29 protein-coding genes are annotated in these 25,709 nt (G+C 61.8%); 16 read left to right on the top strand and 13 right to left on the bottom strand.

Annotated features, from left to right (window positions below):
* The first annotated feature begins 36 nt into the window (after positions 1-36).
* Together ON753_RS21135 and ON753_RS21140 are read left to right on the top strand one after the other, a co-directional pair.
* Positions 37-1,428 (top strand): pilus assembly protein TadG-related protein, encoded by a 1,392-nt coding sequence (locus tag ON753_RS21135; protein ID WP_265965176.1) that lies wholly within the window; start codon positions 37-39, stop codon positions 1,426-1,428.
* A gap of 197 nt (positions 1,429-1,625) precedes the next feature.
* Positions 1,626-2,990: a Tad domain-containing protein gene (locus ON753_RS21140; RefSeq protein WP_265965178.1), complete on the top strand. Its 1,365-nt coding sequence runs from the start codon at positions 1,626-1,628 to the stop codon at positions 2,988-2,990.
* A gap of 72 nt (positions 2,991-3,062) precedes the next feature.
* Here ON753_RS21140 and acs read toward each other — a convergent pair whose 3' ends face one another.
* The 11 genes from acs to ON753_RS21190 all read right to left on the bottom strand — a co-directional run bounded on the left by acs (position 3,063) and on the right by ON753_RS21190 (position 11,342).
* Complete coding sequence (gene acs, locus ON753_RS21145; protein ID WP_265965180.1) at positions 3,063-5,009, bottom strand: acetate--CoA ligase; 1,947 nt, start codon at positions 5,007-5,009, stop codon at positions 3,063-3,065.
* A 285-nt stretch (positions 5,010-5,294) separates the two neighbouring features.
* Positions 5,295-5,906 carry an urease accessory protein UreG gene (gene ureG, locus ON753_RS21150; protein ID WP_265965182.1) on the bottom strand — a complete coding sequence of 204 codons (612 nt, stop codon included), beginning with the start codon at positions 5,904-5,906 and terminating at the stop codon, positions 5,295-5,297.
* Positions 5,903-6,616 (bottom strand): urease accessory protein UreF, encoded by a 714-nt coding sequence (locus ON753_RS21155; protein WP_265965184.1) that lies wholly within the window; start codon positions 6,614-6,616, stop codon positions 5,903-5,905. The genes ureG and ON753_RS21155 overlap by 4 nt, the downstream gene beginning before the upstream one ends.
* Positions 6,609-6,971: an urease accessory protein UreE gene (locus ON753_RS21160; protein WP_418068003.1), complete on the bottom strand. Its 363-nt coding sequence runs from the start codon at positions 6,969-6,971 to the stop codon at positions 6,609-6,611. Before ON753_RS21160 ends, ON753_RS21155 begins: the two co-directional genes overlap by 8 nt.
* A gap of 26 nt (positions 6,972-6,997) precedes the next feature.
* Positions 6,998-7,132, bottom strand: a complete 135-nt coding sequence (locus ON753_RS26860) for a UreE family protein (protein ID WP_418068004.1) — start codon at positions 7,130-7,132, stop codon at positions 6,998-7,000.
* A 53-nt stretch (positions 7,133-7,185) separates the two neighbouring features.
* Complete coding sequence (gene ureC / locus ON753_RS21165) at positions 7,186-8,898, bottom strand: urease subunit alpha (protein ID WP_265965186.1); 1,713 nt, start codon at positions 8,896-8,898, stop codon at positions 7,186-7,188.
* 34 nt (positions 8,899-8,932) lie between these two features.
* Positions 8,933-9,358, bottom strand: a complete 426-nt coding sequence (locus ON753_RS21170) for a lysozyme inhibitor LprI family protein (protein ID WP_265965187.1) — start codon at positions 9,356-9,358, stop codon at positions 8,933-8,935.
* Positions 9,358-9,786 carry a lysozyme inhibitor LprI family protein gene (locus ON753_RS21175; protein ID WP_265965188.1) on the bottom strand — a complete coding sequence of 143 codons (429 nt, stop codon included), beginning with the start codon at positions 9,784-9,786 and terminating at the stop codon, positions 9,358-9,360. The genes ON753_RS21170 and ON753_RS21175 overlap by 1 nt, the downstream gene beginning before the upstream one ends.
* A gap of 92 nt (positions 9,787-9,878) precedes the next feature.
* On the bottom strand, positions 9,879-10,184 hold the full coding sequence (locus tag ON753_RS21180) for an urease subunit beta (protein ID WP_265965190.1): 306 nt from the start codon (positions 10,182-10,184) through the stop codon (positions 9,879-9,881).
* Positions 10,185-10,213: 29 nt separating this feature from the next.
* A complete protein-coding gene (locus tag ON753_RS21185) occupies positions 10,214-10,516 on the bottom strand; it encodes an urease subunit gamma (protein ID WP_265965192.1) in 303 nt (100 codons plus the stop codon).
* A gap of 19 nt (positions 10,517-10,535) precedes the next feature.
* On the bottom strand, positions 10,536-11,342 hold the full coding sequence (locus ON753_RS21190) for an urease accessory protein UreD (RefSeq protein WP_265965194.1): 807 nt from the start codon (positions 11,340-11,342) through the stop codon (positions 10,536-10,538).
* Between the two features lie 466 nt (positions 11,343-11,808).
* On the opposite strand from ON753_RS21190, the gene ON753_RS21195 reads away from it, so the two are divergent.
* The 3 genes from ON753_RS21195 (at position 11,809) to ON753_RS21205 (ending at position 15,091) form a co-directional block, all read left to right on the top strand.
* A complete protein-coding gene (locus ON753_RS21195) occupies positions 11,809-13,203 on the top strand; it encodes a D-alanyl-D-alanine carboxypeptidase family protein (protein ID WP_265965196.1) in 1,395 nt (464 codons plus the stop codon).
* A 241-nt stretch (positions 13,204-13,444) separates the two neighbouring features.
* Positions 13,445-13,753: a hypothetical protein gene (locus ON753_RS21200; protein WP_265965198.1), complete on the top strand. Its 309-nt coding sequence runs from the start codon at positions 13,445-13,447 to the stop codon at positions 13,751-13,753.
* A 141-nt stretch (positions 13,754-13,894) separates the two neighbouring features.
* The gene (locus ON753_RS21205; RefSeq protein WP_265965200.1) at positions 13,895-15,091 is read left to right on the top strand and encodes a CobW family GTP-binding protein; all 1,197 of its coding nucleotides are present in this window, start codon (positions 13,895-13,897) and stop codon (positions 15,089-15,091) included.
* Between the two features lie 254 nt (positions 15,092-15,345).
* On the opposite strand, the gene tesB is transcribed toward ON753_RS21205, so the two are convergent.
* Positions 15,346-16,212, bottom strand: a complete 867-nt coding sequence (tesB, locus tag ON753_RS21210) for an acyl-CoA thioesterase II (protein ID WP_265965203.1) — start codon at positions 16,210-16,212, stop codon at positions 15,346-15,348.
* 145 nt (positions 16,213-16,357) lie between these two features.
* Between tesB and ON753_RS21215 the strand changes: the two genes are divergently transcribed.
* The 5 genes from ON753_RS21215 to ON753_RS21235 all read left to right on the top strand — a co-directional run bounded on the left by ON753_RS21215 (position 16,358) and on the right by ON753_RS21235 (position 20,224).
* Positions 16,358-17,596, top strand: a complete 1,239-nt coding sequence (locus tag ON753_RS21215) for a ubiquinone biosynthesis hydroxylase (RefSeq protein WP_265965204.1) — start codon at positions 16,358-16,360, stop codon at positions 17,594-17,596.
* A 53-nt stretch (positions 17,597-17,649) separates the two neighbouring features.
* Positions 17,650-18,522 carry an SDR family NAD(P)-dependent oxidoreductase gene (locus ON753_RS21220; RefSeq protein WP_265965206.1) on the top strand — a complete coding sequence of 291 codons (873 nt, stop codon included), beginning with the start codon at positions 17,650-17,652 and terminating at the stop codon, positions 18,520-18,522.
* Between the two features lie 169 nt (positions 18,523-18,691).
* On the top strand, positions 18,692-18,886 hold the full coding sequence (locus ON753_RS21225) for a twin transmembrane helix small protein (RefSeq protein WP_265965208.1): 195 nt from the start codon (positions 18,692-18,694) through the stop codon (positions 18,884-18,886).
* A gap of 25 nt (positions 18,887-18,911) precedes the next feature.
* Entirely contained in the window at positions 18,912-19,487 is a 576-nt protein-coding gene (locus ON753_RS21230; protein ID WP_265965211.1) for a cob(I)yrinic acid a,c-diamide adenosyltransferase, read from the top strand.
* A gap of 44 nt (positions 19,488-19,531) precedes the next feature.
* A complete protein-coding gene (locus ON753_RS21235) occupies positions 19,532-20,224 on the top strand; it encodes a rhomboid family intramembrane serine protease (protein ID WP_265965212.1) in 693 nt (230 codons plus the stop codon).
* 5 nt (positions 20,225-20,229) lie between these two features.
* On the opposite strand, the gene ON753_RS21240 is transcribed toward ON753_RS21235, so the two are convergent.
* Entirely contained in the window at positions 20,230-20,502 is a 273-nt protein-coding gene (locus ON753_RS21240) for an RT0821/Lpp0805 family surface protein (RefSeq protein ID WP_265965214.1), read from the bottom strand.
* A gap of 88 nt (positions 20,503-20,590) precedes the next feature.
* Here ON753_RS21240 and ON753_RS21245 point away from each other — a divergent pair, with 88 nt between their 5' ends.
* The 6 genes from ON753_RS21245 (at position 20,591) to ON753_RS21270 (ending at position 25,704) form a co-directional block, all read left to right on the top strand.
* The gene (locus ON753_RS21245) at positions 20,591-20,998 is read left to right on the top strand and encodes a hypothetical protein (protein WP_265965216.1); all 408 of its coding nucleotides are present in this window, start codon (positions 20,591-20,593) and stop codon (positions 20,996-20,998) included.
* A 365-nt stretch (positions 20,999-21,363) separates the two neighbouring features.
* Complete coding sequence (locus ON753_RS21250; RefSeq protein WP_265965217.1) at positions 21,364-21,906, top strand: RNA polymerase sigma factor; 543 nt, start codon at positions 21,364-21,366, stop codon at positions 21,904-21,906.
* Positions 21,903-22,601: a hypothetical protein gene (locus tag ON753_RS21255; RefSeq protein WP_265965219.1), complete on the top strand. Its 699-nt coding sequence runs from the start codon at positions 21,903-21,905 to the stop codon at positions 22,599-22,601. Before ON753_RS21250 ends, ON753_RS21255 begins: the two co-directional genes overlap by 4 nt.
* 276 nt (positions 22,602-22,877) lie before the next feature.
* Positions 22,878-23,627, top strand: coding sequence for an electron transfer flavoprotein subunit beta/FixA family protein (locus tag ON753_RS21260; protein ID WP_265965221.1), 750 nt, complete (start codon positions 22,878-22,880; stop codon positions 23,625-23,627).
* A 22-nt stretch (positions 23,628-23,649) separates the two neighbouring features.
* Positions 23,650-24,582, top strand: a complete 933-nt coding sequence (locus tag ON753_RS21265; RefSeq protein ID WP_265965223.1) for an electron transfer flavoprotein subunit alpha/FixB family protein — start codon at positions 23,650-23,652, stop codon at positions 24,580-24,582.
* Positions 24,583-24,822: 240 nt separating this feature from the next.
* Positions 24,823-25,704 carry a 3-hydroxybutyryl-CoA dehydrogenase gene (locus tag ON753_RS21270; protein WP_265965225.1) on the top strand — a complete coding sequence of 294 codons (882 nt, stop codon included), beginning with the start codon at positions 24,823-24,825 and terminating at the stop codon, positions 25,702-25,704.
* Positions 25,705-25,709: the final 5 nt, after the last annotated feature.

Genomic DNA, 25,709 nt, shown 5'->3' on the forward strand with positions numbered 1-25,709 from the left:
TCTCAGGTAGTACTCACGCAGCGTTAAGAGGCTGCCATGAGCAAGTTCCGTACTCCCGTCTTCCAATCCCTCGCCAGCAAGTTCAGGACCGACCGCACTGCATCGGTCCTTCCGCTGTTCGGGATCCTGGTCATCCTGCTCATCGTGGCTGCCGGTGCGGCAGTGGACGTAACGCGCACCGTCAGCGCGCGCGAAAAACTCGCCTATGCGCTGGATGCCGCGGCACTTACCGTCGCGGCTGATCTCTCCACTTCCTTCATGTCGGACGCGCAGATCAAGCAGGCGCTTTCGGATTCCTTCAAGGCCAATCTTACCGGCGAAGAATTCCTGGATGACGCAATCGCCAATCTCAGCTTCGACGTCGACAGCGACAACGGTACCGTCACAGTCACTTCCTCTGCCGCGCTCGACAATTATTTCATCGACCTGGGCGGATACATGAAGGACAGCCTTGGTCCGGAGACGTTCACATTCGGAACCAGCTCACAGGTGTCCTTCTCGAGATTCAACGTCGAGATGGCCATGGTTCTCGATGTCACCGGCTCGATGCAATATGACATGGATACATTGAGATCCGCGGCCAAGTCCGTCGTGAATATCCTTATTCCGGAAGGAGCCTCCGAAGCGGACAGCAAGGTCAGGATTTCGCTGGTTCCCTATTCCCAGGGCGTGAACCTGGGAAGTTACGCCGACGACGTGACGGACGGCGAAGCAACATCGGCAAATTGCGTGAACGAACGCGAGGGAGCAGAGAAATTCACCGATGCGGTCTATAATTATCTTGGCGAGGAATCCGATTTCTTCCACGGACGGCCGGAGTACCACATCCGTATCGATGGCGGCCGCGAGTATGTCTACAGCGGCACCGACAAGTGCCCGGACAGCGAAATCGTCCCGCTGACGTCAAATAGAGAAACCCTGGTCGACGAGATTTCGGATCTCACCGATGGCGGCGGTACAGGCGGCCAGACAGGGATTGCCTGGGGCTGGTACACGCTGTCGCCGAACTGGGCTCCCTTGTGGCCGGTGGAAAGCGATCCCGAACCATACGCGAACGATGATGCTCTCAAGTTCGCGCTGGTTATGACCGACGGCGATTTCAACGCCGAATACAGCCGATCAAAAGTATGCGATCGGAAGGGCAAGTGCTCGACAAGCGAACATTGGGTCGAACGGTATCACAACAACTCCGACTACGACGATCCCCCGGCAGTACGTGCCCGGGCACTGTGTGACGCCATGAAGGAGAGCGGCATCAAGGTCTATGCCGTATATTTCGATACCGGCGGATCCGCATTCGGCGCCGACCTGATGAGCAACTGTTCCAGCGGCAGCGGCTACTACTACGAAGCCGATTCACCTGAGGAACTGATCACTGCTTTTGGCAACATCGCCAAGAAGATCCAGTCGATCTATCTTTCCAAATAGCAGGCAATCCGACGCTTTCCAGAACGCGTTGCTGCACGTAAAAGTAGAAGATAAAAACTTGTCGCGCTGTATTAGGTCTTCCGGTAGAAGGCTCAATTTCTTGGTAGTATTAACTGGTTTTTAACTTCCTACCGAAGGTCGATTTAAGGATTTGACCACCTTTCTAAGGTAGTACTCTTGAGCATCAAGAGGGCACCATGAACAAGAGTCAGTTTAACCGGTTGCGATCTCTTTTCCGAGATCTCGTTCAGGACAAAAGCGCATCGATCCTACCGCTGTTCGGGCTGACGGTGGTGCTGCTCGTCGTGATGGGCGGTCTGGCGGTCGACATTTCGCGCGCAGTGAGCGCGCGGGAAAAGCTCTCCTACGCGCTCGATGCCGCGGCTCTTTCACTGGCCGCGGAACTGTCGTCTTCTCTGATGACGGATAAAGAGATAAAAGAGGCTCTCTCGGATTCCATGAAGGCCAATCTGGGGAATGCCGAGTTCCTGGACGAGGCCCTGAAGAATCTCACGCACACCGTCGATCCCGAAAACGGCCAGGTCTCCGTGTCCTCGTCAGCGTCACTGGAGAACTACTTCCTCGATATTGGCGGCTTCGGGAAGGAAGCCATGGGTCCAGAGGCCTTTACCTTCGGCACAAGTGCTCAGGCCACTTTTTCACGCTACGATGTCGAACTTGCGATGGTTCTGGACGTCACGGGATCGATGGCGTCCCACGTGGAGTCGCTGAAAAAGGCAGCATGGTCGGCGCTCAACATTCTCATCCCGAAGGATACCAGCGAAGCGGAGAGTAAGGTGCGGATCTCGATGATCCCCTATAGCGAGGGGGTCAATCTGGGGGAATTTGCCAACAAGGTCGCGCAGGGCGCGCAAGGTACGCAGAACTGCGTTACCGAGAGATTGGGTGCTGCCCAGTTCACCGACGATCCTTATGACTACGACAGCGAGAACGAAAACTCCTATTTTGGTGGCGGTTCGAAGGGCTGCGCTCCCTCACCGCAGCTGGAACCCTTGACGGCCAAGCGGAACAAGATCGATGCCGCTATCGGCAAGCTGACGACGAGCGGAGGCACCGCGGGGCAGACCGGCATCGCCTGGGGATGGTACACCCTATCTCCGAAATGGGCCGATCTCTGGCCGAAGGCCAGCGTGCCGGCTTCCTACGACGATGAAAAGATCCTGAAGTTCGCCATCATCATGACCGACGGGGACTTCAACCGGTACTACTACAAGGAGAGCCTGACAAAAAAACAGTGTCAGGACAGGTGGTACATCACGGAGACCTGCAAGAACGGCACGAACGAGTATTGGCGCCCTGATAGCAGCTGGGGCTATTGGGGAGAGTCGTCCCAGCGTGCAATGGAACTCTGCAGCGGAATGAAAGCCGAGGGTATCAAGGTCTATTCGATCTTCTTCGGGCCTTACAAGTACAATCCCGTCAAGGTGATGGAAAACTGCGCCAGCGAAAACGGCTACTACTACGCCAATTCAGAAGAGGAACTTATTCAGGCTTTCGGCAACATCGCCAAGAAGATCCAGGCGATCCACCTGTCGAAATGAGCTGCGAACCGTAATGGAAAAGGCCCGCCGGATCGGCGGGCCTTTTCCTGTTTCTGCATGCCCTGCCGAACCTTACCGGGCTCGAGCCCGGTTCTGCCGGTTGTCGATGAGATCGTCCACGACGGTCGGGTCCGCCAGCGTGGAGGTGTCGCCGAGGCTGTCGAAGCTGTCTTCGGCGATCTTGCGCAGGATGCGGCGCATGATCTTGCCGGAGCGGGTTTTCGGCAGGCCGGGGGCGAACTGGATGAGATCCGGAGAGGCGATCGGGCCGATTTCGTTGCGAACGTGCCGCACCAGCTCTTTCTTGAGCTCGTCCGTCGGCTCCTGGCCCTCCATCAGTGTTACATAGGCATAGATGCCCTGCCCCTTGATGTCGTGCGGATAGCCGACAACGGCCGCTTCCGAAACTTTCGGATGAGCGACCAGCGCGCTTTCCACTTCCGCCGTGCCCATGCGGTGACCGGACACGTTGATGACGTCGTCCACGCGGCCCGTGATCCAGTAGTAGCCGTCTTCATCGCGGCGGCAGCCGTCACCGGTGAAATACTGGCCCTTGTAGGTGGCGAAATAGGTCTGGATGAAGCGCTCGTGGTCGCCATAGACCGTGCGCATCTGGCCCGGCCAGCTGTCCGTTATGACCAGATTGCCTTCGCTGGCGCCTTCCAGGAACTTGCCTTCCGAGTCGACGATGGCCGGCTGCACGCCGAAGAACGGCCGGGTGGCCGAGCCCGGTTTCAGGTCGGTCGCGCCCGGCAGCGGCGTAATCAGGATACCGCCGGTTTCCGTCTGCCACCAGGTGTCGACGATCGGGCAGCGCCCGTCCCCGACGACATTGTAGTACCAGGTCCAGGCTTCCGGGTTGATCGGCTCGCCGACGGAGCCGAGAAGCCGCAGGGATTTGCGGGATGTCTGCGTGACGTGCTCGTCGCCGGCGCCCATAAGCGCGCGGATCGCGGTCGGTGCAGTGTAGAAGATGTTGACATCGTGCTTGTCGCACACTTCCCAGAACCGGCCGGGTCCGGGATAGGTCGGCACGCCTTCGAACATCAGGGTCGTCGCGCCGTTGGCGAGCGGGCCGTAGACGATGTAGCTGTGTCCGGTGACCCAGCCCACATCCGCCGTGCACCAGTAGATCTCGCCCTCATGATAGTCGAAGACATATTCATGCGTCATGGACGCGTAGACGAGATACCCGCCGCTCGTGTGCATCACCCCTTTCGGCTTGCCCGTGGAGCCGGACGTGTAGAGGATGAACAGCGGGTCTTCGGCATTCATTTCCACCGGCCGGCAATGGTCGGACACCCGGTCCGCCTCTTCGTGATACCAGACGTCGCGGCCCTCGCGCATGGCGATGTCGCCGCCGGTGCGCCTGACGACGACGACGCTCTTGACCGGAGCCTTTTCCGCGGCCTTGTCGACATTGCTCTTCAGCGGCACCTTGCGTCCGCCGCGCAGGCCCTCGTCGGCGGTGATCACACACTCGGACTTGCAGTCCTCGATGCGCTGGGCAAGGCTGTCAGGCGAAAACCCGCCGAAGACCACGGAATGGATGGCGCCGATCCGGGCGCAGGCCAGCATCGCATAGGCCGCTTCCGGGATCATCGGCATGTAGATCGTGACCCGATCGCCCTTCTTGACGCCCTGACCGTGCAGGACATTGGCGAACTTGTTCACCTCCCGGTGGAGATCGTTATAGGTAATAACCTTGTGCTCGTTCGGGTCGTCGCCTTCCCAGATGATAGCCGGCTTGTCGCCTCGCTTTTCCAGGTGGCGGTCGACGCAGTTGGCCGAGACGTTCAAGGTGCCGTCTTCGAACCATTTGATGGAAACGTTGTGATAATCGAAGGAGGTGTTCTTCACCCTGGTATAGGGCTTGATCCAGTCGATCCGCTTGCCGTGCTCACCCCAGAAGCCGTCCGGGTCCTCCACGGAGCGCCGGTACATTTCCTGATATTGGGCGTCGACGATATGCGCGCGGGCGGCCACTTCCGCGGGAACGGGAAAAACAGTGTCAGACATGTGAGAACCTCCCAGAAACCACATTCGGCTCAGCGGCAGGCTTTTTCCGTCCTCACCGCCGGCCCTTAATTTGTCGGGGCCATTATGCTCATGGCCCCTGTCAGCGTCCAGAACCAACATTTGGTACTTTAGTCGCCCAGCCCTTGGTCTAATGCGTTCAAAAAACGCAAGGATTTACGTCCGCAGCAGTTGATGCGGGCCGGTCGAAGCATCCCCTATCAGTAATATGTCGAGCCGGTATTTGCCACCCTTCGAAACAAAGTTACGGGCCCGGGACGATCGGGTTCAGAGCCCGCCCTTTTCGATGATGAACTTCACCACGGTTTCGACACCCTCGCCCGCCCGCATGTTGGCAAAGACGAAGGGCCGGTCCTTGCGCATCTTCCGGGAATCCCGGTCCATCACCTGCAGATCGGCGCCGACATGAGGGGCGAGATCGGTCTTGTTGATGATCAGAAGATCCGACCGGGTGATGCCGGGCCCGCCCTTGCGGGGGATCTCCTCGCCCGCGGCAACGTCGATGACGTAGAGCGTCAGATCGGCCAGTTCGGGCGAAAATGTCGCAGCCAGATTGTCCCCGCCGGATTCGATCAGGATCAGGTCGAGACCGGGGATGGAGGTGGTCAGGTCGTGGACGGCGGCCAGGTTGATGGAGGCGTCTTCGCGAATGGCGGTGTGCGGGCAGCCGCCGGTTTCCACGCCGCGGATCCGCTCGCTCGGCAGCGCCTGGGAGCGCATCAGCGCTTCGGCATCCTCGCTGGTATAGATGTCGTTGGTGATGACGGCGAGCGAATAGCTGTCGCGCATGGCCTTGCACAGCCGGTCGGTCAAGGTGGTCTTGCCGGAGCCGACCGGACCGCCGATGCCGACGCGCAAGGGGCCGTTTTTTGAAGTCATGACCGGAAAAGCCTCGAATACTGGGTTTCGTGTGCCATGGAGGCGATATCTGCGAGAAAGGTGGAGGTGCCGAGATCGTCGAGGCCGGAGGCGACTGCCTCGTCGGCCACGTCGAAGACGACCGGCTCGAGACCGGCGAGCACGCCCTGGCCGTCGCTCTGGCCAAGGGGAACGGCCCGGACGGCAACCGAGATGATGTTGGCCGTAAAGGCGTGCAGGAAAGCGGTCACGGCAGCCTTCTCGGGAATGGCGTGTGCGGCGGCAACCAGCCCCAGGGCAACGGGATAGGGCCACGGCTCCCGGTCGCCTTCCGCGAAGGAGCGGAACAAGGCTCCTGCCGCGGTCTCGCCCGGCGGCGTCCAGCTCTTTGCGACGGCGTTGAAAAATGCGGTGCCCTGGGCGCTCGATTCCAGGTGCCGTTCTTTCGACGGCTGCAGGGCAAGGCCGAGGTCGCGCAGTTCTTCCACCGTCTCCCGGCTACCGGCAAGAGCGGCGCGCCAGGTCTCCTTGAGCAGGATCGCATCGCCGCGCCCAGCACCGAAGCGCAGGATGTCTTCCAGCCAAGCGGACAGGTCGGCGGCACACGCCACGCCGCCCTCGTCGATCACCTGCTCCAGACCATGGCTATAGGTGAAGGCGCCGATGGGAAAGGCCGGCGAGACAAAGGTCAGAAGCCGGTAGAGAGCAGGCAGGCAAACGGCGTCAGTCATGGCTGTGCCCGTGAGAATGGCTGTGCCCGTGCTCATGATGGTGTCCATGGGCGTGATCATGACCATGGGTCTGCCCGTGACCATAAGCGCCGCCCTCCGGATCAAAGGGCGCGGAGACCGGCGTCAGCCGTCCGCCGAGCCGGGCGACCATGTCCTCGATCACATGGTCTCGGCGGATCCTCAACGTCGCGCCCATCAACTGCGTCGGCAGGTGCCGGTTGCCGAGATGCCAGGCGATCCGGACCAGATGGCCCGCATCATCCGCTTCGATCTCGACCAGGTCCTCCGGCTCCGCCAGCACTTCGACGAACCGGCCGTCCTCCAGCTCCAGCCCGTCGCCATGGCGGAGATGCACGGCGCTCGGTTCATCGAGCAGGAAGGTCAGCCCCCTGCGCCGGTCATCACCGCCCGGCGGCGGTACCGGTCTTCCCGGTCCAGCGTGATCCGGTCGGCCGGTTCGCCCCGGGCGTTCCCGGACCAGCTTCCGGCGGGATGGATTTTCTGAACGCGGATCATGCAGCCTCAGCAGGTGTTGCCGTGTGGTTCTCAGGTCCTCTTCCGCCGGCAGGTCAGAACAGGAAATAGCGCTGGGCCATCGGCAGGACATCTGCCGGCTCGCAGGTGAGCAGCTCCCCGTTGGCGCGCACCTCATAGGTTTCCGGATGCACGTCGATCTTCGGCGTCGCGTCGTTGAGGACCATTGATTTCTTCGAAATGCCGCTCCGGGTGTTCCTCACCGGCAGGACCACACTGTCGAGGCCCGCCGTGTCCTTGACGCCGGCTTCATAAGCCGCCTTCGAGACGAAGGTGACGCGGCTCGCCGTCATGGCCTTGCCGAAGGCGCCGAACATCGGCCGGTAGTGGACCGGCTGCGGGGTCGGAATGGAGGCGTTCGGGTCGCCCATGGGGGCTGCGGCGATCGTGCCGAGTTTCAGGATCATGTCCGGTTTCACTCCGAAGAACTTCGGATCCCAGAGCACCAGGTCCGCCAGCTTGCCGACCTCGACCGAGCCGATATGTTCGTCCAGGCCGTGCGCGATGGCCGGGTTGATGGTGATCTTGGCCATGTAGCGCTTGACGCGGAAATTGTCGTTCTCGCCGCTTTCCTCCGAAAGACGGCCGCGCTGGACCTTCATCTTGTGGGCGGTCTGCAATGTGCGGATGATCACCTCGCCGACCCGGCCCATGGCCTGGCTGTCGGAGGCGATGATCGAGAAGGCGCCCATGTCGTGGAGAATGTCCTCCGCCGCGATGGTTTCCTTCCGGATGCGGCTTTCGGCAAAGGCGACGTCTTCGGGAATGGAGCTGTCCAGGTGGTGGCAGACCATGAGCATGTCGAGATGCTCTTCCAGGGTGTTGACCGTGTAGGGCCGTGTCGGATTGGTCGAGGACGGGATCACGTTGGTCTCGCCGCAGACCTTGATGATATCGGGCGCATGGCCGCCGCCCGCCCCCTCCGTGTGGAAGGCGTGGATGGTGCGGTTCTTGAAGGCGGCCGTGGTGTTCTCGACAAAGCCGGATTCGTTCAGCGTGTCCGTGTGGATCATCACCTGGACGTCGTACTCGTCGGCAACCGAGAGGCAATTGTCGATGGCGGCCGGGGTGGTGCCCCAGTCTTCATGCAGCTTCAGCGCGGCGGCTCCCGCCAGGATCTGCTCTTCGAGCGCGACCGGAAGGGACGCATTGCCCTTGCCGGCAAAGGCAAGGTTCATCGGGAAGCTGTCCGCCGATTGCAGCATGCGGGTGATGTGCCAGGGGCCGGGCGTGCAGGTCGTCGCGTTGGTGCCGGTCGCCGGGCCCGTGCCGCCGCCGAGCATGGTGGTGACCCCCGACATCAGCGCGTCGTCGATCTGCTGCGGGCAGATGAAGTGGATATGGACGTCCAGCGCGCCGGCGGTCAGGATCTTACCTTCTCCGGCAATCGCTTCCGTTCCGGGTCCGACGATGATGTCGACGCCGGGTTGGACGTCCGGATTGCCCGCCTTGCCGATGCCGGCGATGCGGCCGTCCCTCAGGCCGACATCAGCCTTGACGATGCCCCAGTGGTCGACAATCAGCACGTTGGTGATCACCGTGTCCACCGCTCCGGCCGAGCGCGGCGCCTGGGACTGACCCATGCCGTCGCGGATCACCTTGCCGCCGCCGAACTTCACCTCCTCGCCATAGGTGGTGAAGTCCTTTTCCACTTCGATGATGAGGTCGGTGTCGGCCAGGCGCACCCTGTCGCCGGTGGTCGGTCCGAACATGTCCGCATAGGCGGCGCGGGACATCTTGAAAGCCATTTTATCTCCAGTCCGCGATCAGAAAATCGTGCGTTCAGTTGCCATAGTCGTCGACAGTGGCCTTAAGGTCTTCGGCGCGCTTGATGGTGAGAACGATCAGGCAGTTCCGGTAGAGTTCCTCGCCGCGCGTGCCGCCGCGGAACGGAAAGCTGTAGGCAGCGCAGTCCTTGTCGCTGAAGGCCTTCCAGGCTTCCTGTGCTTCTTCCAGGGCGTTGGGGCTGCCTTTCAGGTGTTCGGGCAGTTCGTCATCCATTTCCACCAGCTTTTCATAAAGGCGCTCGTATGCCGCCTTCATGTCCGCCTCGGCTTCGCCCAGGGCCTTTTCGGCACAATAGGTGCGCTCGCTGTTGTTGAGCGGATAGCCGCAGTCGATGTTTTCCTGCGCGCGCGCCGGCGCGTTCAACGGCACGAGTGCCACGAGGCCTGCCGCAATCGCGGTGACGTGGACCGGTTTCAGCATCAGTTTCCCAGCCCCCCGGTGAGATCATTCAGCTCCCCGGTGCGTTGCCGGGTCAGGTCGGCAAGGCAGCCATAGACAAGCTGCGATTCCAGGCTGCCGCCCCGGGCCAGGAACCCGTAGGCCTCGCAGGTCTTGTCCCGGTAAGGGATCCAGGCGCGCTGGGCCTCCCGCAGGGTCTCCGCAGCGCCTATCAGGTTGTCGTCGAGATAGCCGTCGATTTCCTGCATTTTGGCCATTGCGGCCTTATAGGCGATGTTCAGCTCCGCATCGGCATTCTGCCAGTCCTGTTCGGCGCAACCGGTCATTTCCACCTGCGTGACGGCGTCACTGCAGTCGGCAGTTTCCTGCGCGCGTGCGCCTCCTGCTGCCAGCGCAAGCGCAATCAGGAAAAGCCCGGCCGGAAGAAGCGCAGCCGTAGTGAGCGGCAACGGAATTTTGCCCAAAGTGCCGGGTGCCCGGCCTGCCCGTCTCGGCGTTTGAACCTTCGTTGCCGTCTGCATCTCTCCGCCCTCTCTTCGGCTCAAAGCGTCCCCATGACTTTCTGATTGAACCCGTAAACCGTCCGGCCGCCGCCGTAGGCCACCAGCGTTACGGACCGGGTCTGCCCCGGTTCGAAGCGCACCGCCGTGCCGGCCGGAATGTCGAGCCGCATGCCTCTTGCCTTGTCCCGGTCGAAGGCAAGGCCGCCGTTGGTCTCGGCAAAATGGTAGTGGCTGCCGACCTGGATCGGCCGGTCTCCAGTATTGGAAACGTCCAGCGTTACCGTCTCGAGCCCCGCATTCAGCTCGATCTCGCCTTCTGCCGGGAAAACTTCTCCGGGAATCATGTCAATCTCCTCAAGAAACGGGCCGCCGATCAGCGGATCGGGTCGTGGACGGTGACGAGCTTGGTGCCATCCGGAAAGGTCGCTTCCACCTGAACGTCGTGGATCATCTCGGCCACTCCTTCCATCACCTGGTCGCGGGTGAGCACCTTGGCGCCCGTCTCCATCAGATCCGCAACCGTCCGACCGTCGCGGGCCCCTTCGACGACATAATCGGTCACCAGCGCGATCGCTTCGGGATAGTTCAGCTTCACGCCCCGTTCCAGCCGCCGCCGGGCGACCATCGCGGCCATGGAAATGAGCAGTTTGTCTTTTTCACGCGGGGTGAGGTTCATCGGGGCAGTCCTTTATATTCTAACAGTGCCAGACACGCGGCAGGTCCGCCGAGCGGTATCGGGTCAAGAAGCTTATCAGGGCGTTGCGCAGGTCGCGGCTGTCGCTGGAGACGAAACGTGCAACCAGCACGCCGTTCCAGCTGCTCGCCGCGCCGCGGGTCGTCTCCGCCGGCAGGTTTTCGAGCAAGGAACGCGCGCGTGCCAGACGGTCTTGCGCATCCGGGGCGCAGTCCGCCAGCGTCGCGACGGCCAGGGCCTGCCCGCCGGTCGCCCTGCCGTTCAGGAAGTCAGCGGGATCGCCGTCGAAGCGGATGTCGTCGGCAAAGACGAGCTTGCCGCCGCGGCGGACGCGCCAGCTGTCGCGGAAGAAAACGGTGCCGATCCTTTCGCCCATCGCCTTGCGGCCGAGCACGATGCTTTCCAGCATCAGCAGCCGGGCATTGGCGCCGAGTTCGGCATCTATCCGCCGGGCAAGGCTGGATGCATCGAAGAGAATCGTTTCCTGGGGCAGCCACTCCAGGGTCGCATCCGCGCCGACGGTGAAATGCCCTGTCACTTTTGCCGAGCCACCGGAGCTGCGATAGGCGCGCTCGGCGGTCTGGCTGGTCACAATTGCGTGTGCGCCATCATCGACGGCGACATCGAGCGCCAGCCGGTCGCCGCCGGTCAGTCCGCCGGCGGTGTTGATCAGCACGGCGGTTCGGGGCGTATCATAGACCTTGGGCAGCCGGATTTTCGCGGATCCGCTCTGGTAAAGGTCGGCAAGGCGTGTTTCTCCCCGGGACAGGGCAAAGCGCACACGTGCAACGCCGTTGACGCGTTGCATTGCCGCGGCCTGCAGGTCGGATTGTGATGCTGTTCCAGCATCATACATGATTGTTCCGCCCCCCGAATTCCGGAGTTTTTGTCGTTATCGTTCGCTCGCATTCCAGCTTGTTCCAAGCTCGGCCGGTGAGCAAGGTGGAATATGATCCGGCAATTGTAGCAAGAGCCGCGCCAAGGCGGTCTTGCGTGTCTCGTCTGTGGAATTTGAGCAAAAAGGCGCTGATTGTGCGAGCCTCCGGGAGACGGATTGTGATAGTTTGCCTACAAAATCCGCAGTTGCGCAAAAGATAGGCACCGGGACATTCGCGTTCCGGTGGATCAGTCAAACTGCAGGTTGAGCCGGACTGCCGTGCAGAGGGGGCTTGCTCTCGGCGCCATGATCCGTTTTTTTAAGAGACGACAGCCTAACATTGCCTCCATCGCACGCGTGAAGCGGTCGTGTGCGGGATGACAAGCGAGGGATTTCCGTGTTCGCAAGCCCATTTGGCCGCCTGACATCCATCTGCCTGGCCACCATCGTTCTCCTGTCGTGCCTGGCGTCGAGCCCGGCGCGGGCGGATATCGGCGCCTATATTCTTGTCGATGCAGGGACCGGCGCGGTGCTCGAGCAGGAAAACGCCACCCGCAAATGGTATCCGGCTTCGCTGACCAAGATGATGACCGCCTATGTAACCTTCAAGGCGATCCGGGAAGGCCGGGCATCGTTCAAGTCCGCGGTGGTTCAATCGCAGAACTCCATCTCCGAACCGCCGAGCAAGATGGGGTTCAAGGTCGGAACGCGCTTTACCGTCGATGCGGCCCTGAAGATCATCCTGGTCAAGTCGGCCAATGACGTCGCCGTGGCGCTTGGCGAGGCGATTGCCGGTTCGGAAGCCGGTTTCATCGCCATGATGAATGCCGAAGCCCGGCGGCTCGGCATGACCAATACATCCTTCACCAATCCGCACGGCCTGCCGGACAACGGTCAGGTGACCACGGCCCGCGACATGGCCATCCTGGCAATGGCACTGCGGCAGGACTTCCCCGAATCGGAAGCCTATTACAATCATCCCGGCATTCGCTTGGGCAAGAAGACCCTGCGGTCGGCGAATCGGGAATTCCTGCTTCGGGTCCCCGGCGCGAATGGCATGAAGACCGGCTATATCTGCAATTCCGGTTACAACGTCGCTGCCTCCGTGACCCGGCGCGGCCGGACGCTGATTGCCGTTGTTCTGGGCGCCGGCTCGGGTCTGGAACGTACTGCCTTCGCGCGGGAGCTGTTCGATGAAGGCTTCCGGAAAGGCGGCGGCGGACGGAAAATCACCAGCCTTTCCGGCTCATCCGGCAATCCGCCCGCCAACGGGTATTGCAGGCGCAACAACAGTCCGGGCGCGAAGGGCTACATGGCCCGGTTCGATATGGAAAACAAAAGCCGCGGCGGTTTTCTTTTCTTCGCCGGCGGAGGCGACAAGAACGATGACGACATCGATGAGAGCGGTTTCACACTCTCAAACGGCAAACCGGACTGGGCCAAGATCCTCGACCGGACCCTCGGCCCGCGCCGCGTTGCCTACCGGCCGCTGGAAGTGAGCCTCGGCAACCCGACTGCCTCGCCGGCCGCAAATGGATCCGCGCCCGCGCTCGAGGTGGCCATTCCGGCGGGAGCCGTGCCCACGCCGGTCGCCAATCCCCTGCGCCTCGCGGAGATTGAAATTCGCGCGAAACTGCAGGAAAGCGCTGCCACGGACGCAGTCGGCGCCGGTTCGCAGGGAACAGCGGTGCCCGCTGCGGCGGCCGATCTGTCCACGATGTCGCCGGGGTCGATCTTCCGACAGGGGATGGATTTCTCCGTGCCGGTTCCGCCTCCAAGCCCGCGCAAGTAAACCTGCTTGAATATTGTGCATTACCGATGCAGAGACGCATCCTGCTCTCATGACAAACCCATGAAAGCAGGTCGATCCGGCAGCAATGCATAAATCGGGTTAACCCTTTATTTACGCTGTTCCTTAAGACTGCAGTAAGCATTCTGCTGTCTATGGCCGTGCATTCGCGCAAGACGCGATGAGGTCAACAAGATCATCTCCGGCGCAAGACCGCCGGCACACCGGATCGAGAGATCGCATCATGATGGAACCGAGATCAACCGCCACCATCCGGGCTCTTGCCAGCCTTGCGGAGCTTTCCGCCAATCAGCTGGAAGACGGAGCTTCGGTGGACGACGTCATCGCCATGCTGCGAAAGGCGGCGGAAGCGGTGCGAACCGTCGTCGAGGCGGATAACGACGACCTGGATAGCGATCCGGACCTCGAAGACGCCGAAATCGCGCAGGATCTGATCCCGATGGTGCTCTCCGCCGAGGATAGCGACGGCGAGGCATCCGGTGCCGAGGACGAAAAGGCCGCCGCAGAAATTACGGTGCTGAACGCGGGATAGAGCGTTCCCACAATCCTTTTGACCGGACCTTGAAAACAATGCTAGCGGTGCCCTCCGATTGCACCGCCGTGCCGCGCTGCCTATCTGTCTTTACGGAAGTGTTCCGCCGTGCGGCCGCGGCACCAGCTGGAGACAAGCGTCATGGCATCCGAAACACCGGCACCTGCAACGGGCCGCCGGAAGGGACCCAAACCCCCTATTCCCCTGTCTGTCCTGACCGGATTTCTCGGATCGGGAAAAACGACGCTGCTCAACCGGCTCTTGAAGGATCCGGCCATGGCGAACACCGCCGTCATCATCAACGAATTCGGCGAGATCGGGCTGGATCACCTGTTCGTGGAACAGGCCGGCGACGGTATCGTCGAGCTGTCGTCCGGCTGCCTGTGCTGCACCATCCGGGGCGACCTGGTCACGACGCTGGAAAACCTGTTGCGCCGCCTGGACAATGGCCGCATGGAGCGGCTGGACCGGGTGGTGATCGAGACGACCGGTCTTGCGGATCCCGCACCCATCCTGCACACGGTGATGCTGCATCCCTATCTGGTCATGCGCTACCGGCTGGAAAGCGTCATCACTCTCGTCGATGCGGTGAACGGTCTCTCGACACTGGAAGAGCACGAAGAAGCGCGCAAGCAGTCCGCTGTTGCGGACCGGCTGGTCTTCACCAAGACCGATCTTCTGACCACGGAAGCCGACCGGTCAGCCTTCGAGCAACTGAAACAGAAGCTGGATGCGCTGAACCCGGCCGCCAGGCGGCTGGACGTTCAGGCGGGAGAGGCGGTTGCGGAGAGGCTCTTCAATGCCGGCCTCTATAATCCCGACACCAAGATCCCGGACGTGGCGGCGTGGCTGAATGCGGAAGCCTATGAGGGAGCCGGGCACGACCATGGTCACCATCACCACGGCGAAGCGCATACGCACGGCCACGAGCATGGGCACGATGTGAATAGGCACAGCGAGTCGATCAGGGCCTTCACCCTGTCGACGGATCGGCCGGTGCCGGCCTCCGCGCTGGAAATGTTCCTGGACCTGCTGCGGTCGGCCCACGGGCCGAAGCTGCTCAGGGTCAAGGGGATCGTGCAGCTGGCCGAGGATCCCGACCGCCCGGTGGTCATCCATGGCGTACAGCACGTGTTCCATCCGCCGGCCACCCTGGAAGCCTGGCCGGACGACGACCGGCGCACGCGCATGGTGTTCATCACCAAGGATCTGCCGGAAGGGTTCGTGCGCAAGATGTTCGAGGCCTTTTCAGGCGCGCTTTTGCCCGACACGCCGGATCACAAGGCCATGACGGACAATCCGCTGGCGATCTCCGGCTTCACCGGCCCGGTCCGCTGATGCCGGTCCGCTGCTTAAAATCCCCATCCTGAGGAAGCGCGCAGCGCTGTCTCGCAGGATGGGCGGCGCACTCGCAATATGCCGCCCATGCTTCGAGACGAGCCGTCGGCTCTCCTCAGCATGAGGGCGTGTGGAAAGCGGGCCGCAGTCCGTGAACGAGCGCGTTCCGACTTCTCGCAGCCTGTCCGCAAATACGTCTTCAGGATGAGGTTTTGCGAAGTCGTTCGGCGATCCAACGACAACCTGCAGGAAATTCAATCCTTGTTGCGCACCCGGATCAGGCCTTCCTGCGCGGTGGAGGCGATCAGCCGGCCGTCCTTCGTGAACAGCGATCCCCGGTTCATGCCGCGCGCGCCGGAGGATGAGGTGCTGTCGGTTGCGTAGAGCAGCCACTCATCCGCGCGGAACGGGCGGTGGAACCACATGGCGTGGTCGAGGCTGGCGGCCTGGATCTTCGGGCTGAACACCGAGGTGCCGTGGGGAAACAGCGACGTGTCCAGCAGGGTCATGTCGGAGGCATAGGCCAGAACGCACTGGTGCATGCGCTCATCCTCCGGCAGCGGCCCCGTCGCGCGCACCCAGACATATTGCTGCGGCGGCAGGGGCTTGCTGCTGAAATAATGGGTCATGTCGACCGGGCGCATCTCGATCGGCCGTTCCCGCTCCCAGTAGCGGCGGACGTTTTCCGGCGCCACGGACAGGAACCTTTCCTTCAGCTCCTGTTCGCTCGGCAGGTCGTCGGCGGCCGGCACGTCCGGCATCTCGCACTGGTGCTCCAGCCCCTCCTCGCGGATCTGGAAAGAGGCGGCCATGGAGAATATGGCTTCGCCGTGCTGGATTGCGACGACGCGCCGCGTGGTGAAGCTGCCGCCGTCCCGGATCCGGTCGACCTCATAGATGATCGGCACGGCCGGGTCACCGGGCCGCAGGAAATAGCCGTGGAGCGAGTGGACATGCCGGTCCTCGACCACGGTGCGCGAGGCGGCGACCAGCGCCTGGCCGATCACCTGGCCGCCGAACACCCTCTGCCAGCCGACCTGCGGGCTGCGGCCACGGAACAGATTGCGTTCCAGCGGCTCCAGGTCGAGAATTTCAAGAAGATTATCAATGGCCGTGTTCATCGGCGCGATCCCTGCTAGATAGACGGGTAGACACATAAACGGATAGTCTGACCGAATGGTTCGGCGCTTTCCTGCACTCTTGGACGGCAGCTGACGTTAAAGTCAAGATGCCTTAAGGGAAACCAAAGGCTGGGAGAAAGAGACAATGGCAAAGAAAGACGGCTCCGCTGAAATGTTCGACGTCGTGATTGCCGGCGGCGGTTACGTGGGGCTTTCGCTGGCCGTTGCGCTCAAACAGGGCGATAAAGGCCTCAGATGCGCCGTTGTCGACCCCAAGCCTATGGATCAGCTCTACAAGGACCCGCGGGCCTCGGCCATCGCTGCGGCAGCGTCCAGGATGCTGACGCAACTCGGCATCTGGCAGCAGATCGCCGGCGAGGCCCAGCCGATCAACGAAATGATCGTCACCGACAGCAAGCTGCGCGACGCCGTGCGCCCTGTCTTCCTGACCTTTGGCGGCGAGACGACCGAGGGCGAGCCGTTCGCTCACATGATGCCCAACGGCGTGATGATGCCTGCGCTTTACAAGGCGGCAAAAAAGCTGGGCGTGTCCTTCTTCGCGCCGGGAATCGCCGAAACCTTCCGCACCCATGCCGATCACGTCGAACTGTCGCTCGACGGCGGTCCGGTTCTCAAGGCGAGGCTGCTGGTGGCCGCCGACGGGGTGCGTTCCAGGCTGCGGGATCTTGCCGGAATCCGCACCGTGAACTGGGATTACGGGCAGTCGGGCATCGTCGCGACGGTCAAGCATGAGCGCCCGCATAACGGCCGGGCGGAGGAGCATTTCCTGCCCGCCGGACCTTTCGCGATCCTGCCACTGCCCGGCAACCGTTCCTCGCTGGTCTGGACCGAAAAGACCAGTGACGCCGAGCGGCTGGTGCGCGCCGACGAGTTCACCTTCGAGCTGGAACTGGAGCGCCGGTTCGGCCATCACCTGGGCGCGCTGGAACTGGACGGGCCGCGCCGGGCCTATCCCCTCGGGTTGAAGCTTGCCCGGGACTTCGTAAAGCCGCGTTTCGCGCTGATCGGCGATGCCGCCCACGGCATCCATCCGATTGCCGGACAGGGCCTCAATCTGGGTTTCAAGGATGTCGCCGCGCTTGCGGAGGTGCTGATCGATGCGCGCCGTCTCGGGCAGGACATCGGCAGTTTCGACGTTCTGGAACGCTATCAGCGCTGGCGCCGGTTCGACACGTTCCAGATGGGCGTGGTGACCGACGTGCTCAACCGGCTGTTTTCGAACGACAGCGATGTCCTGCGTGCCGTCCGGGATTTCGGTCTTGGCCTGGTGGACAGGATGCCTGGCCTGAAGAGCCGTTTCATCAAGGAAGCGGCCGGCTTTGCTGGGCCCGTGCCGAAACTGCTATCGGGGGAACCGATCTGAAAGCCGACGGTAACCGTTCATCCCTGCCTCCCTCGACGCCGGATTCCGTTTGAATGAGCGATTATCCCGAGAGTTTTCCCGCACCAAGATCCATTCTGATAACGGGCTGTTCTTCCGGAATCGGCGCCGCCGCCGCCCATATGCTGCGCGGCCGGAACTGGCGCGTGTTTTCCGCCGCCAGGGCCCAGGGAGATGTCGACCGGCTTCTCGACCAGGGCTTTGAGGCTTTCCGTCTGGACTACGAGGATGCCGACAGCATCAAGGCGACCGCCGATGCGGTGCTGGAGCTGACGGACGGCAGGCTCGATGCGGTCTTCAACAATGGCGCCTATGCGATTCCCGGGGCCCTGGAGGATATCCCGACCCGGGCCATGCGGGCCCTGTTCGAGGCTAATTTCATCGGCTGGCACGATCTGACCCGGCAGCTGATCCCGGCCATGCGGGCCAACGGGTCCGGCCGGATCGTGCAATGTTCCTCCGTTCTCGGCTTCGTCGCATTGAAGTACCGGGGAGCCTATACCGCATCGAAATTCGCCCTGGAGGCTTATTCCGATACGCTCCGGCAGGAACTGAAGGGGACCGGGGTGCATGTTTCACTCATCGAACCCGGTCCCATCGCGACAAGGTTCACCGAGAATGCGCTGGCCAATTTCGACCGGTGGATCGGCGAGGACGGGCTCGAAGCCTCGGTTTACCGCGACGTCTACAAGAAGCGCCGGCTGCGCATGGAGGCAGGCGAGCCGGGACCGTTCAAGCTGTTGCCCGATGCCGTGGTCAAGCGCCTCATCCATGCGGTCGAGGCCAAACGCCCCAGGGCGCGCTATCATGTCACGGTTCCGACCAGGGTCATGGCCGTGGCAAAACGGATCTTGCCGACCGGCCTGCTGGACCGGTTCTGCATCTGGGCCGCCGATAATGAGGAATAGACCCGAAGGCGATGCCGCACCCGGTGCAACCCGCCCGGCAACGGACAGGTTGATCGGACAAGGGGTGGCAGCGCATCCTGCCGGGGTTGAAGTCCCACGCGGAACGCGCCCGGTCGTGATACGGAATTAACCGAAAATGCTGGCAGCAACCCCCTGAGAAGGACAAGACATGGGTGAATTCGTCAATATTCTCATTCCGATCGGCCTTGCCGCCGTGGCGCTTGTGCTCCTGCTCGGGATCCTGAACATGTTCCGCAACGGGCCGGGCAACCGCTCGCAGTTGCTGATGCGCTGGCGCGTGGGCCTGCAGTTTCTGGTCATCATCCTGGTGATGGGCAGTCTCTACTTCTTCGGAACGCGGTGACGACAAACCATGAGGACGGTGCGCAATGGTAATCCTGAACAAAATCTACACGAAGACGGGTGACGACGGCACGACAGCGCTCGGATCGGGCGAGCGCCGCCTGAAAAGCGATGTCCGCGTCGAGGCCTATGGCACGGTGGACGAGACCAATGCGGTGGTCGGCCTGATCCGGCTTCATACCGGCAAGGACGCGCCGGACATCGACAAGGTGCTGAGCCGCATCCAGAACGATCTGTTCGATCTCGGCGCGGATCTGGCAACGCCGGAGACGGATCAGGATCTCGGCTACGAGCCGCTTCGCGTCACGGACGCCCAGGTGACGGCCATCGAAAACGAGATCGACAGGCTCAATGCCGATCTGTCGACACTGCGGTCCTTCGTGCTGCCGGGCGGCAGTGCGGCATCGGCCTATCTTCATCTCGCACGCACGGTGTCGCGGCGCGCGGAACGTCTGATTGTCGAGCTCGCCGCCAGGGAAAAGATCAATCCGGCCGCGGTGCGTTACATCAACCGGCTTTCCGACTATTTCTTCGTCGCATCACGTTTCCTGAACGAAAAGGGCGAACAGGACGTTTTGTGGGTGCCCGGGCAGAACCGCTAGGTCATAATGGCGATCCTGTTTGATTGCTGAAGGCTGGGGGCCGGATGTTCATTCCGCTGTATGATCACAATCGACGGCTTCATGTGCCTCGTCCGTACGTGAACCTGACGATTATTGCTGCAAATATCCTGGTTTACCTGCTTTTGCAGGGAGCGGGAGACGAGCGGGCGGTCGGCGCATCCTCCTATTCGTACGGGCTGATCCCGGTGGTCTTCTTCGACATCCGCGATCTTGCGCCGCAGCTCCAGGTGCTGCCCGAGTGGATGTCCCTCATCACCTACGCCTTCTTTCACGGCAACTTCATGCACCTCCTGGGCAACATGCTGTTCCTGTGGGTGTTCGGCGACAATGTCGAAGATGCCATGGGGCATGTCCGCTACCTGGTCTTCTACCTGCTCTGCGCGGCCGCCGGGGGCTATGCCTATGCGTTCCTGGACGTGAATTCCGAAGTGCCGCTGATCGGCGCTTCTGGGGCCGTCTCCGGCGTGGTCGCGGCCTATCTGATGCTGCATCCGCGCGTCAAGATCTGGGTCCTGGCGCTTGGGCGCCTGCCGCTAAGGCTGTCGGCGTTCTGGCTGCTGGGGACCTGGGTCGTTTATCAATTCGTCAGCGCGGTCGTGTCGGCGGACAGCCAGGTGGCTTTCATCGCCCATGTCGGCGGCCTGGTGGCCGGTGCCGTCCTGGTCGTTTTCTTGCGCCGGCGGGGTGTTCCGCTGTTCGACAGGAAACTGGCCTGACCGAATCACGCCTGCTTCCAGACGGCCTCCGACCGGCAGGCAACGCTCTCCTCGTCCATGGACCGGCCGGATGCCAGCCTGATGCGCGTCCGGTAAGAGCGGCAATAGACGCCGTCGTCGGTTTTCCAGGTTTTCAGAGGTGTAACCGATCCGCTGGCACCGCTTTCCGGATTCTGCCAGTGGGCTGTCCTGCCTGAAACCAGGGTTTCAAGGGCGGCCTGGATCTTGTTCTCAACGAGGGTTTCGTCCGAAAACCGCAACGTCACATCGCTTGCCACGGCATTCGATTCCGGGCTGTTGTGAGTCTGGTTCGCCGAGCAGGCAGATAGCGCGATCGCAAAAATCAAAAAAAATGAGACCCGCCCGATGGTCCCGCTGTCAAAAGAAGTCAATGCCGGTCCCGCCTCCCGGATTTATTTCCAGCCGCTTCTTATTGCCTCCCGTTCTTCGCGCTGTGTCAAGGGATTTCCGGAAGGTTCGCTGTCACCGATGAAGGGCGATCCACCGAATATCCGCTTCAGGAAGTTCGCGGAGGCCGGCGTTTGCGAGGCGGGGCCGCCGGCGGACGAAGCGGCATTGCCGCGACCTTGCGATGAACCGTTATTCGACGCGTTGCCGGAATTGCCGTTGGAAGAACTGTTCCCGGAAGAATTGCCGCCGCCGCCTGAATTGCCGCCGCCGCCTGAATTGCCGCCGCCACCTGAATTGCCGCCGCCACCTGAATTGCCGCCGCCTGAATTGCCACCGCCTTGGTTTCCGCCGCCGCCGCCCTGATTTCCGTTGCCGTTATTGCCGTTATTGCCATTGCCTTGCGCGTCCGCGGCAATGGTATCCTTCATGTCGAGCAAGGGGCTGAAGAAGACAAGCGAGAATGCCAGCACCGCGGCCGCAGCACCTGGCAGTGCGCGAGATCATCGCGCGCGGTCTGGCCTGCAATGTGTTCTGGCGGGTGCGTTTCATTTAAGATTTCGGTTTCCGTAAGGATTTGCTGTATCATCGCTACGACAGTACGACTCGCGATTGTATGCGAGCACAACACATGAACGTTCTATCTTATTCCCGATCTTAACCAAAAAAGGGCGGGATCAAAAGCTCTGATGAAGTGTTGTTTCACGTGAGAGCAGTGTGCGGAGAGCTCTTTGCCGGACGAGAACCTGAAAGCGGAGATGATCCGTCTGCTCCCGAAGCTCAGAAGTTTCGCATTGCGGCTGTGCCGCAACCCGGAACAGGCAGACGATCTGGTGCAGACGACGTGCGAGCGCGCTATCCGCTCGCTCGACCAGTTTGACCCGTCGACCCGGCTCGACAGCTGGATGTTCCGGATATTGCAGAACTTTTACCTGAATTCCCAGCGCGATGCCGCGAACCGGGCAAGGCTGTTCGACGTCGCCATGCTGGATTTCGAGGAAAGCTTCGACGGAGACAAGGCAGTCGCCAACAGTTTGGAGCTGCAGAAGGTACAGGCCTTTATCGAGCACCTTGATGAGGACAACCGCGAAGTCCTTCTCAAGATCGCCGTGGAAGGCCGCAGTTACAAGGAAGTTGCCGAGGAACTCGACGTTCCCATCGGCACGGTTACAAGCCGGCTGGCCCGCGCTCGGCTGAAGCTGCGGGAATGGCTGGAGACAACGGACACTGCACCGGAGGTCAAATTGCGCAACCTTTCAGGAGGTGTGTCATGACTTTTGACGAAAAGCGCGAGCAGGTCGTGCTTGCCGAGAAGATCGGCAGGATACTGGACGGGGAAGCGACCGCGCTGGAGAGAACCGCGCTGCGCGCACAGATCACGCAAACGGCCACGGGCGAGCAGCTTCTGCGCAAGATGCCGCGTGACAATGCACTGCTGCAGAAAGCCGTCCCCGCGGAGGTGCCCCAACACAGCATGGACCGGTTTCTGGCCGTCATCGACCGGGAATTCGCAACGCGGCAGGCGCCGACGATCCGGCAGCCGCAACGCTCCTGGACGCGCACCATGCTTCAGTTGGCGGCCGCCCTCGTCCTGATCGCCGGCACTGTCATGCTCACGAGCGTCATCATGCAGTCCCGCATGGACAACGCCGTTGCCTCTCTGGCGGCGCATATGGAGGCCGAGCGGATGCTGCTCGCCCAGACTGTGCAGGAAGCGCTTGAGACGAAAGTCAGTGGCGAGCCGGTCCAGATCGGCCAGAACGGCGATTGGTCCGAGGTTCTGACGCCGATCAAGACCTACCGGAGCAAGAGCGGACACTGGTGCCGCGAATATCTCAGGGAAACGTCCTTCGACGGTATGGACATGTCCGTGCGCGGAACGGCCTGCCGGGCCCAGAACGGTACCTGGACAACGGTGTCCGCGGAGCCGGTCGCCGACAGGATTCTTGCTCACAGGCCGAAGACCTGACCTCTTGAAAGGCAATTTATTTGCCGCGGCAAGCCGGGTTTCCCTGTTTGCTGCAGGGCCGAACTGTCACCATTGCGACGCGCCTTTTCCCAAGCCCGGCAAATTGGGCAATTAGACCTTTTACTGCAATTGACAGCTGCCGTGCAGGTCAGTACCGTCCCCCGCCATGCGCCACGGTTGGCTCATTTCCGCCATTTGTGACGTCGCGTAATTGTGGCGGAAAGGCCTGATAATGCGGTGCGGCAAAAAGCCGGCCCAGCAAGAGGTTGAGACCAAATGAAAATCCTTGTGCCCGTGAAACGGGTCATTGACTACAACGTGAAGGTCCGCGTGAAGGCGGATGGCTCGGGTGTCGATCTTGCCAATGTCAAGATGTCGATGAACCCGTTTGACGAAATCTCCGTCGAAGAGGCCTTGCGGCTGAAGGAAGCCGGCAAGGCCACGGAAGTGGTTGTGGTCTCCGTCGGCCCGCAGCAGGCCAGCGAAACCCTTCGGACCGGCCTTGCCATGGGCGCCGACCGGGGCATCCTGGTCAAGACGGACGAGACGACAGAACCGCTGGCCGTCGCCAAGATCCTGAAGGCCATCGTTGAAGAAGAGCAGCCTGGCCTGGTGATCCTCGGCAAGCAGGCGATCGACGACGACTGCAACCAGACCGGACAGATGCTGGCAGCCCTGCTCGGCTGGAGCCAGGGTACGTTTGCCTCCAAGGTCGATCTCGGCGACGAGACCGTGAACGTCACCCGCGAAGTCGATGGCGGCCTGCAGACCGTGAAGCTGAAGCTTCCGGCCATCGTGACGACGGACCTGCGCCTGAACGAGCCGCGCTACGCGTCCCTGCCGAACATCATGAAGGCGAAGAAGAAGCCGATCGACGAGAAGACGCCGGCCGATTTCGGCGTCGACGTTTCGCCGCGCCTGACGGTGGTATCCACCAGCGAACCCGCGACCCGCAAGGCCGGCATCAAGGTTGGTTCCGTCAGCGAACTGGTTGACAAACTCAAGAACGAGGCCGGTGTCCTTTAAGGGCGTCGCAGGAGGAAAAACAATGACAACACTTCTTGTGGCCGAACATGCCGGCGGCACGCTCAACGACGCAACGGCCAAGGCGCTGACGGCAGCCGTCGCGCTCGGCTCCGACGTTCACGTTCTGGTGGCCGGCAAGGGCGTCCAGGGTGCCGCGGACGCTGCCGCGAAGCTGTCCGGCGTCGCCAAGGTGCTGGTTGCCGAGAGCGATGCGCTGGAGCATCATCTGGCCGAGCCGATGGCGGCCCTGATCGTCGGCATGGCCGATCGTTACGACGCGATCGTCGCCCCGGCGACCACCAACGGCAAGAACACGCTGCCGCGCGTGGCCGCCCTGCTCGACGTCATGCAGATTTCCGACATTACCGCGGTCGTCGATGCGGAAACCTTCGAGCGTCCGATCTATGCGGGCAACGCCCTCCAGACCGTGAAGTCGGGCGATCCGAAGAAAGTCATCACCGTGCGGACCTCCACCTTCGCCGCGGCGGAAGCGGGCGGTTCGGCCCCGGTCGAAACCGTTGCGGGCACCGACGGCCCCGGCCTGTCGGAATTCGTCGGCGAGGAACTTTCCAAGTCGGACCGTCCGGAGTTGACCTCCGCGAAGATCATCATTTCGGGCGGTCGTGCGCTCGGCTCGGATGAAAAATTCAGGGAAGTCATCATTCCGGTCGCCGACGCGCTCGGCGCAGCCGTCGGGGCCTCGCGCGCCGCGGTCGATGCCGGTTATGCGCCGAACGACTGGCAGGTGGGTCAGACCGGCAAGGTCGTCGCCCCGGATCTCTACATTGCCTGCGGCATTTCCGGCGCGATCCAGCATCTGGCCGGCATGAAGGATTCCAAGGTGATCGTGGCGATCAACAAGGACGAGGAAGCCCCGATCTTCCAGGTGGCGGATTACGGTCTCGTCGCCGATCTCTTCGATGTGCTGCCGGAATTGAAGGCCGCGGTCGAATAAATCTGCGGCAAATTGATCACGGACCCCGGGGCGAATGACAGAATTCGCTCCGGGGTCCTTGCTGTTCGGCGCAAGACTTGCCAAAAATAGCCGCAAGCCCTTCAATCGGGGCGCGTACCAGAGCGGCGGGCGGTCAACCGGAAGCGGTTGAACCTCCAAAAGCTGATCGATGTTAAAGTGTTAGAGCATCTTGTCTGCGTTCTTCCGAACGCAGGATGCTCTAGAGATCGGATATTCAGGATGGCTGTCGAGATTAAGAAAGTCGGCGTAATCGGTGCGGGTCAGATGGGCAGCGGCATTGCGCATGTGTGCGCAGTCGCCGGCTTTGACGTGGCAATCAGCGACATTTCCATGGAGCGGATCGAGTCGGGACTCGCTTCGATCAACGGATACATGGCGCGCCAGGTTTCAAAATCCGTGATCACCGAGGAAGTCAGGACCGCCGCGCTGGACCGGATCAAGCCGGCAGAGGATCTCGACATGCTCAGCGATGCGGATCTGGTGATCGAATCGGCTGTCGAAAACGAACAGGTGAAGCGCAAGATCTTTTCGCAGCTCTGCCCGATCCTGAAGCCGGAAGCCATCCTGGCCACGAATACCTCGTCGATCTCCATCACCCGTCTCGCCGCCTCCACCGATCGTCCCGAGCGGTTCATCGGCATCCACTTCATGAACCCGGTTCCGGTGATGGAGCTTGTCGAGCTGGTGCGCGGCATTGCCACCGAAGACGAGACCTTCGAGGCGTCGAAGGGCTTCTGCGACAGACTGGGCAAACAGATCGCCGTTGCCGAGGACTTTCCGGCCTTCATGGTCAACCGCATCCTGCTGCCGATGATCAACGAGGCGATCTACACGCTTTACGAAGGCGTCGGATCCGTCGAATCCATCGACAAGGCCATGCGCCTCGGGGCCAACCATCCGATGGGCCCGCTGCAGCTGGCGGATTTCATCGGCCTGGACACCTGCCTGTCGATCATGCAGGTGCTCTACGAAGGCCTGGCGGACAGCAAGTACCGGCCGTGCCCGCTGCTCGTGAAATATGTCGAAGCCGGCTGGCTCGGCCGCAAGACGCATCGCGGCTTCTATGACTATCGGGGCGAGCATCCGGTCCCGACGCGCTGAGCAAA

It is taken from the genome of Roseibium salinum (assembly GCF_026240905.1).
Lineage (GTDB): Bacteria > Pseudomonadota > Alphaproteobacteria > Rhizobiales > Stappiaceae > Roseibium > Roseibium salinum.

Excerpts from the sequence above, each read along its gene's own strand:
- ON753_RS21255 (WP_265965219.1), top strand. The coding sequence starts at position 21,903 with ATGACTTTTGACGAAAAGCGCGAGCAGGTCGTGCTTGCCGAGAAGATC.
- ureC (WP_265965186.1), bottom strand. The coding sequence starts at position 8,898 with ATGGCTTTCAAGATGTCCCGCGCCGCCTATGCGGACATGTTCGGACCG.
- ON753_RS21215 (WP_265965204.1), top strand. The coding sequence starts at position 16,358 with ATGGCAAAGAAAGACGGCTCCGCTGAAATGTTCGACGTCGTGATTGCC.
- ON753_RS21235 (WP_265965212.1), top strand. The coding sequence starts at position 19,532 with ATGTTCATTCCGCTGTATGATCACAATCGACGGCTTCATGTGCCTCGT.
- ureG (WP_265965182.1), bottom strand. The coding sequence starts at position 5,906 with ATGACTTCAAAAAACGGCCCCTTGCGCGTCGGCATCGGCGGTCCGGTC.
- ON753_RS21185 (WP_265965192.1), bottom strand. The coding sequence starts at position 10,516 with ATGAACCTCACCCCGCGTGAAAAAGACAAACTGCTCATTTCCATGGCC.
- ON753_RS21225 (WP_265965208.1), top strand. The coding sequence starts at position 18,692 with ATGGGTGAATTCGTCAATATTCTCATTCCGATCGGCCTTGCCGCCGTG.
- ON753_RS21190 (WP_265965194.1), bottom strand. The coding sequence starts at position 11,342 with ATGCAACGCGTCAACGGCGTTGCACGTGTGCGCTTTGCCCTGTCCCGG.
- ON753_RS21170 (WP_265965187.1), bottom strand. The coding sequence starts at position 9,358 with ATGCTGAAACCGGTCCACGTCACCGCGATTGCGGCAGGCCTCGTGGCA.
- ON753_RS21135 (WP_265965176.1), top strand. The coding sequence starts at position 37 with ATGAGCAAGTTCCGTACTCCCGTCTTCCAATCCCTCGCCAGCAAGTTC.
- ON753_RS21245 (WP_265965216.1), top strand. The coding sequence starts at position 20,591 with ATGGTCCCGCTGTCAAAAGAAGTCAATGCCGGTCCCGCCTCCCGGATT.
- ON753_RS21140 (WP_265965178.1), top strand. The coding sequence starts at position 1,626 with ATGAACAAGAGTCAGTTTAACCGGTTGCGATCTCTTTTCCGAGATCTC.
- ON753_RS21180 (WP_265965190.1), bottom strand. The coding sequence starts at position 10,184 with ATGATTCCCGGAGAAGTTTTCCCGGCAGAAGGCGAGATCGAGCTGAAT.
- ON753_RS21230 (WP_265965211.1), top strand. The coding sequence starts at position 18,912 with ATGGTAATCCTGAACAAAATCTACACGAAGACGGGTGACGACGGCACG.
- ON753_RS21155 (WP_265965184.1), bottom strand. The coding sequence starts at position 6,616 with ATGACTGACGCCGTTTGCCTGCCTGCTCTCTACCGGCTTCTGACCTTT.
- ON753_RS26860 (WP_418068004.1), bottom strand. The coding sequence starts at position 7,132 with ATGATCCGCGTTCAGAAAATCCATCCCGCCGGAAGCTGGTCCGGGAAC.
- tesB (WP_265965203.1), bottom strand. The coding sequence starts at position 16,212 with ATGAACACGGCCATTGATAATCTTCTTGAAATTCTCGACCTGGAGCCG.
- ON753_RS21205 (WP_265965200.1), top strand. The coding sequence starts at position 13,895 with ATGGCATCCGAAACACCGGCACCTGCAACGGGCCGCCGGAAGGGACCC.
- ON753_RS21260 (WP_265965221.1), top strand. The coding sequence starts at position 22,878 with ATGAAAATCCTTGTGCCCGTGAAACGGGTCATTGACTACAACGTGAAG.
- ON753_RS21200 (WP_265965198.1), top strand. The coding sequence starts at position 13,445 with ATGATGGAACCGAGATCAACCGCCACCATCCGGGCTCTTGCCAGCCTT.
- acs (WP_265965180.1), bottom strand. The coding sequence starts at position 5,009 with ATGTCTGACACTGTTTTTCCCGTTCCCGCGGAAGTGGCCGCCCGCGCG.
- ON753_RS21220 (WP_265965206.1), top strand. The coding sequence starts at position 17,650 with ATGAGCGATTATCCCGAGAGTTTTCCCGCACCAAGATCCATTCTGATA.
- ON753_RS21265 (WP_265965223.1), top strand. The coding sequence starts at position 23,650 with ATGACAACACTTCTTGTGGCCGAACATGCCGGCGGCACGCTCAACGAC.
- ON753_RS21270 (WP_265965225.1), top strand. The coding sequence starts at position 24,823 with ATGGCTGTCGAGATTAAGAAAGTCGGCGTAATCGGTGCGGGTCAGATG.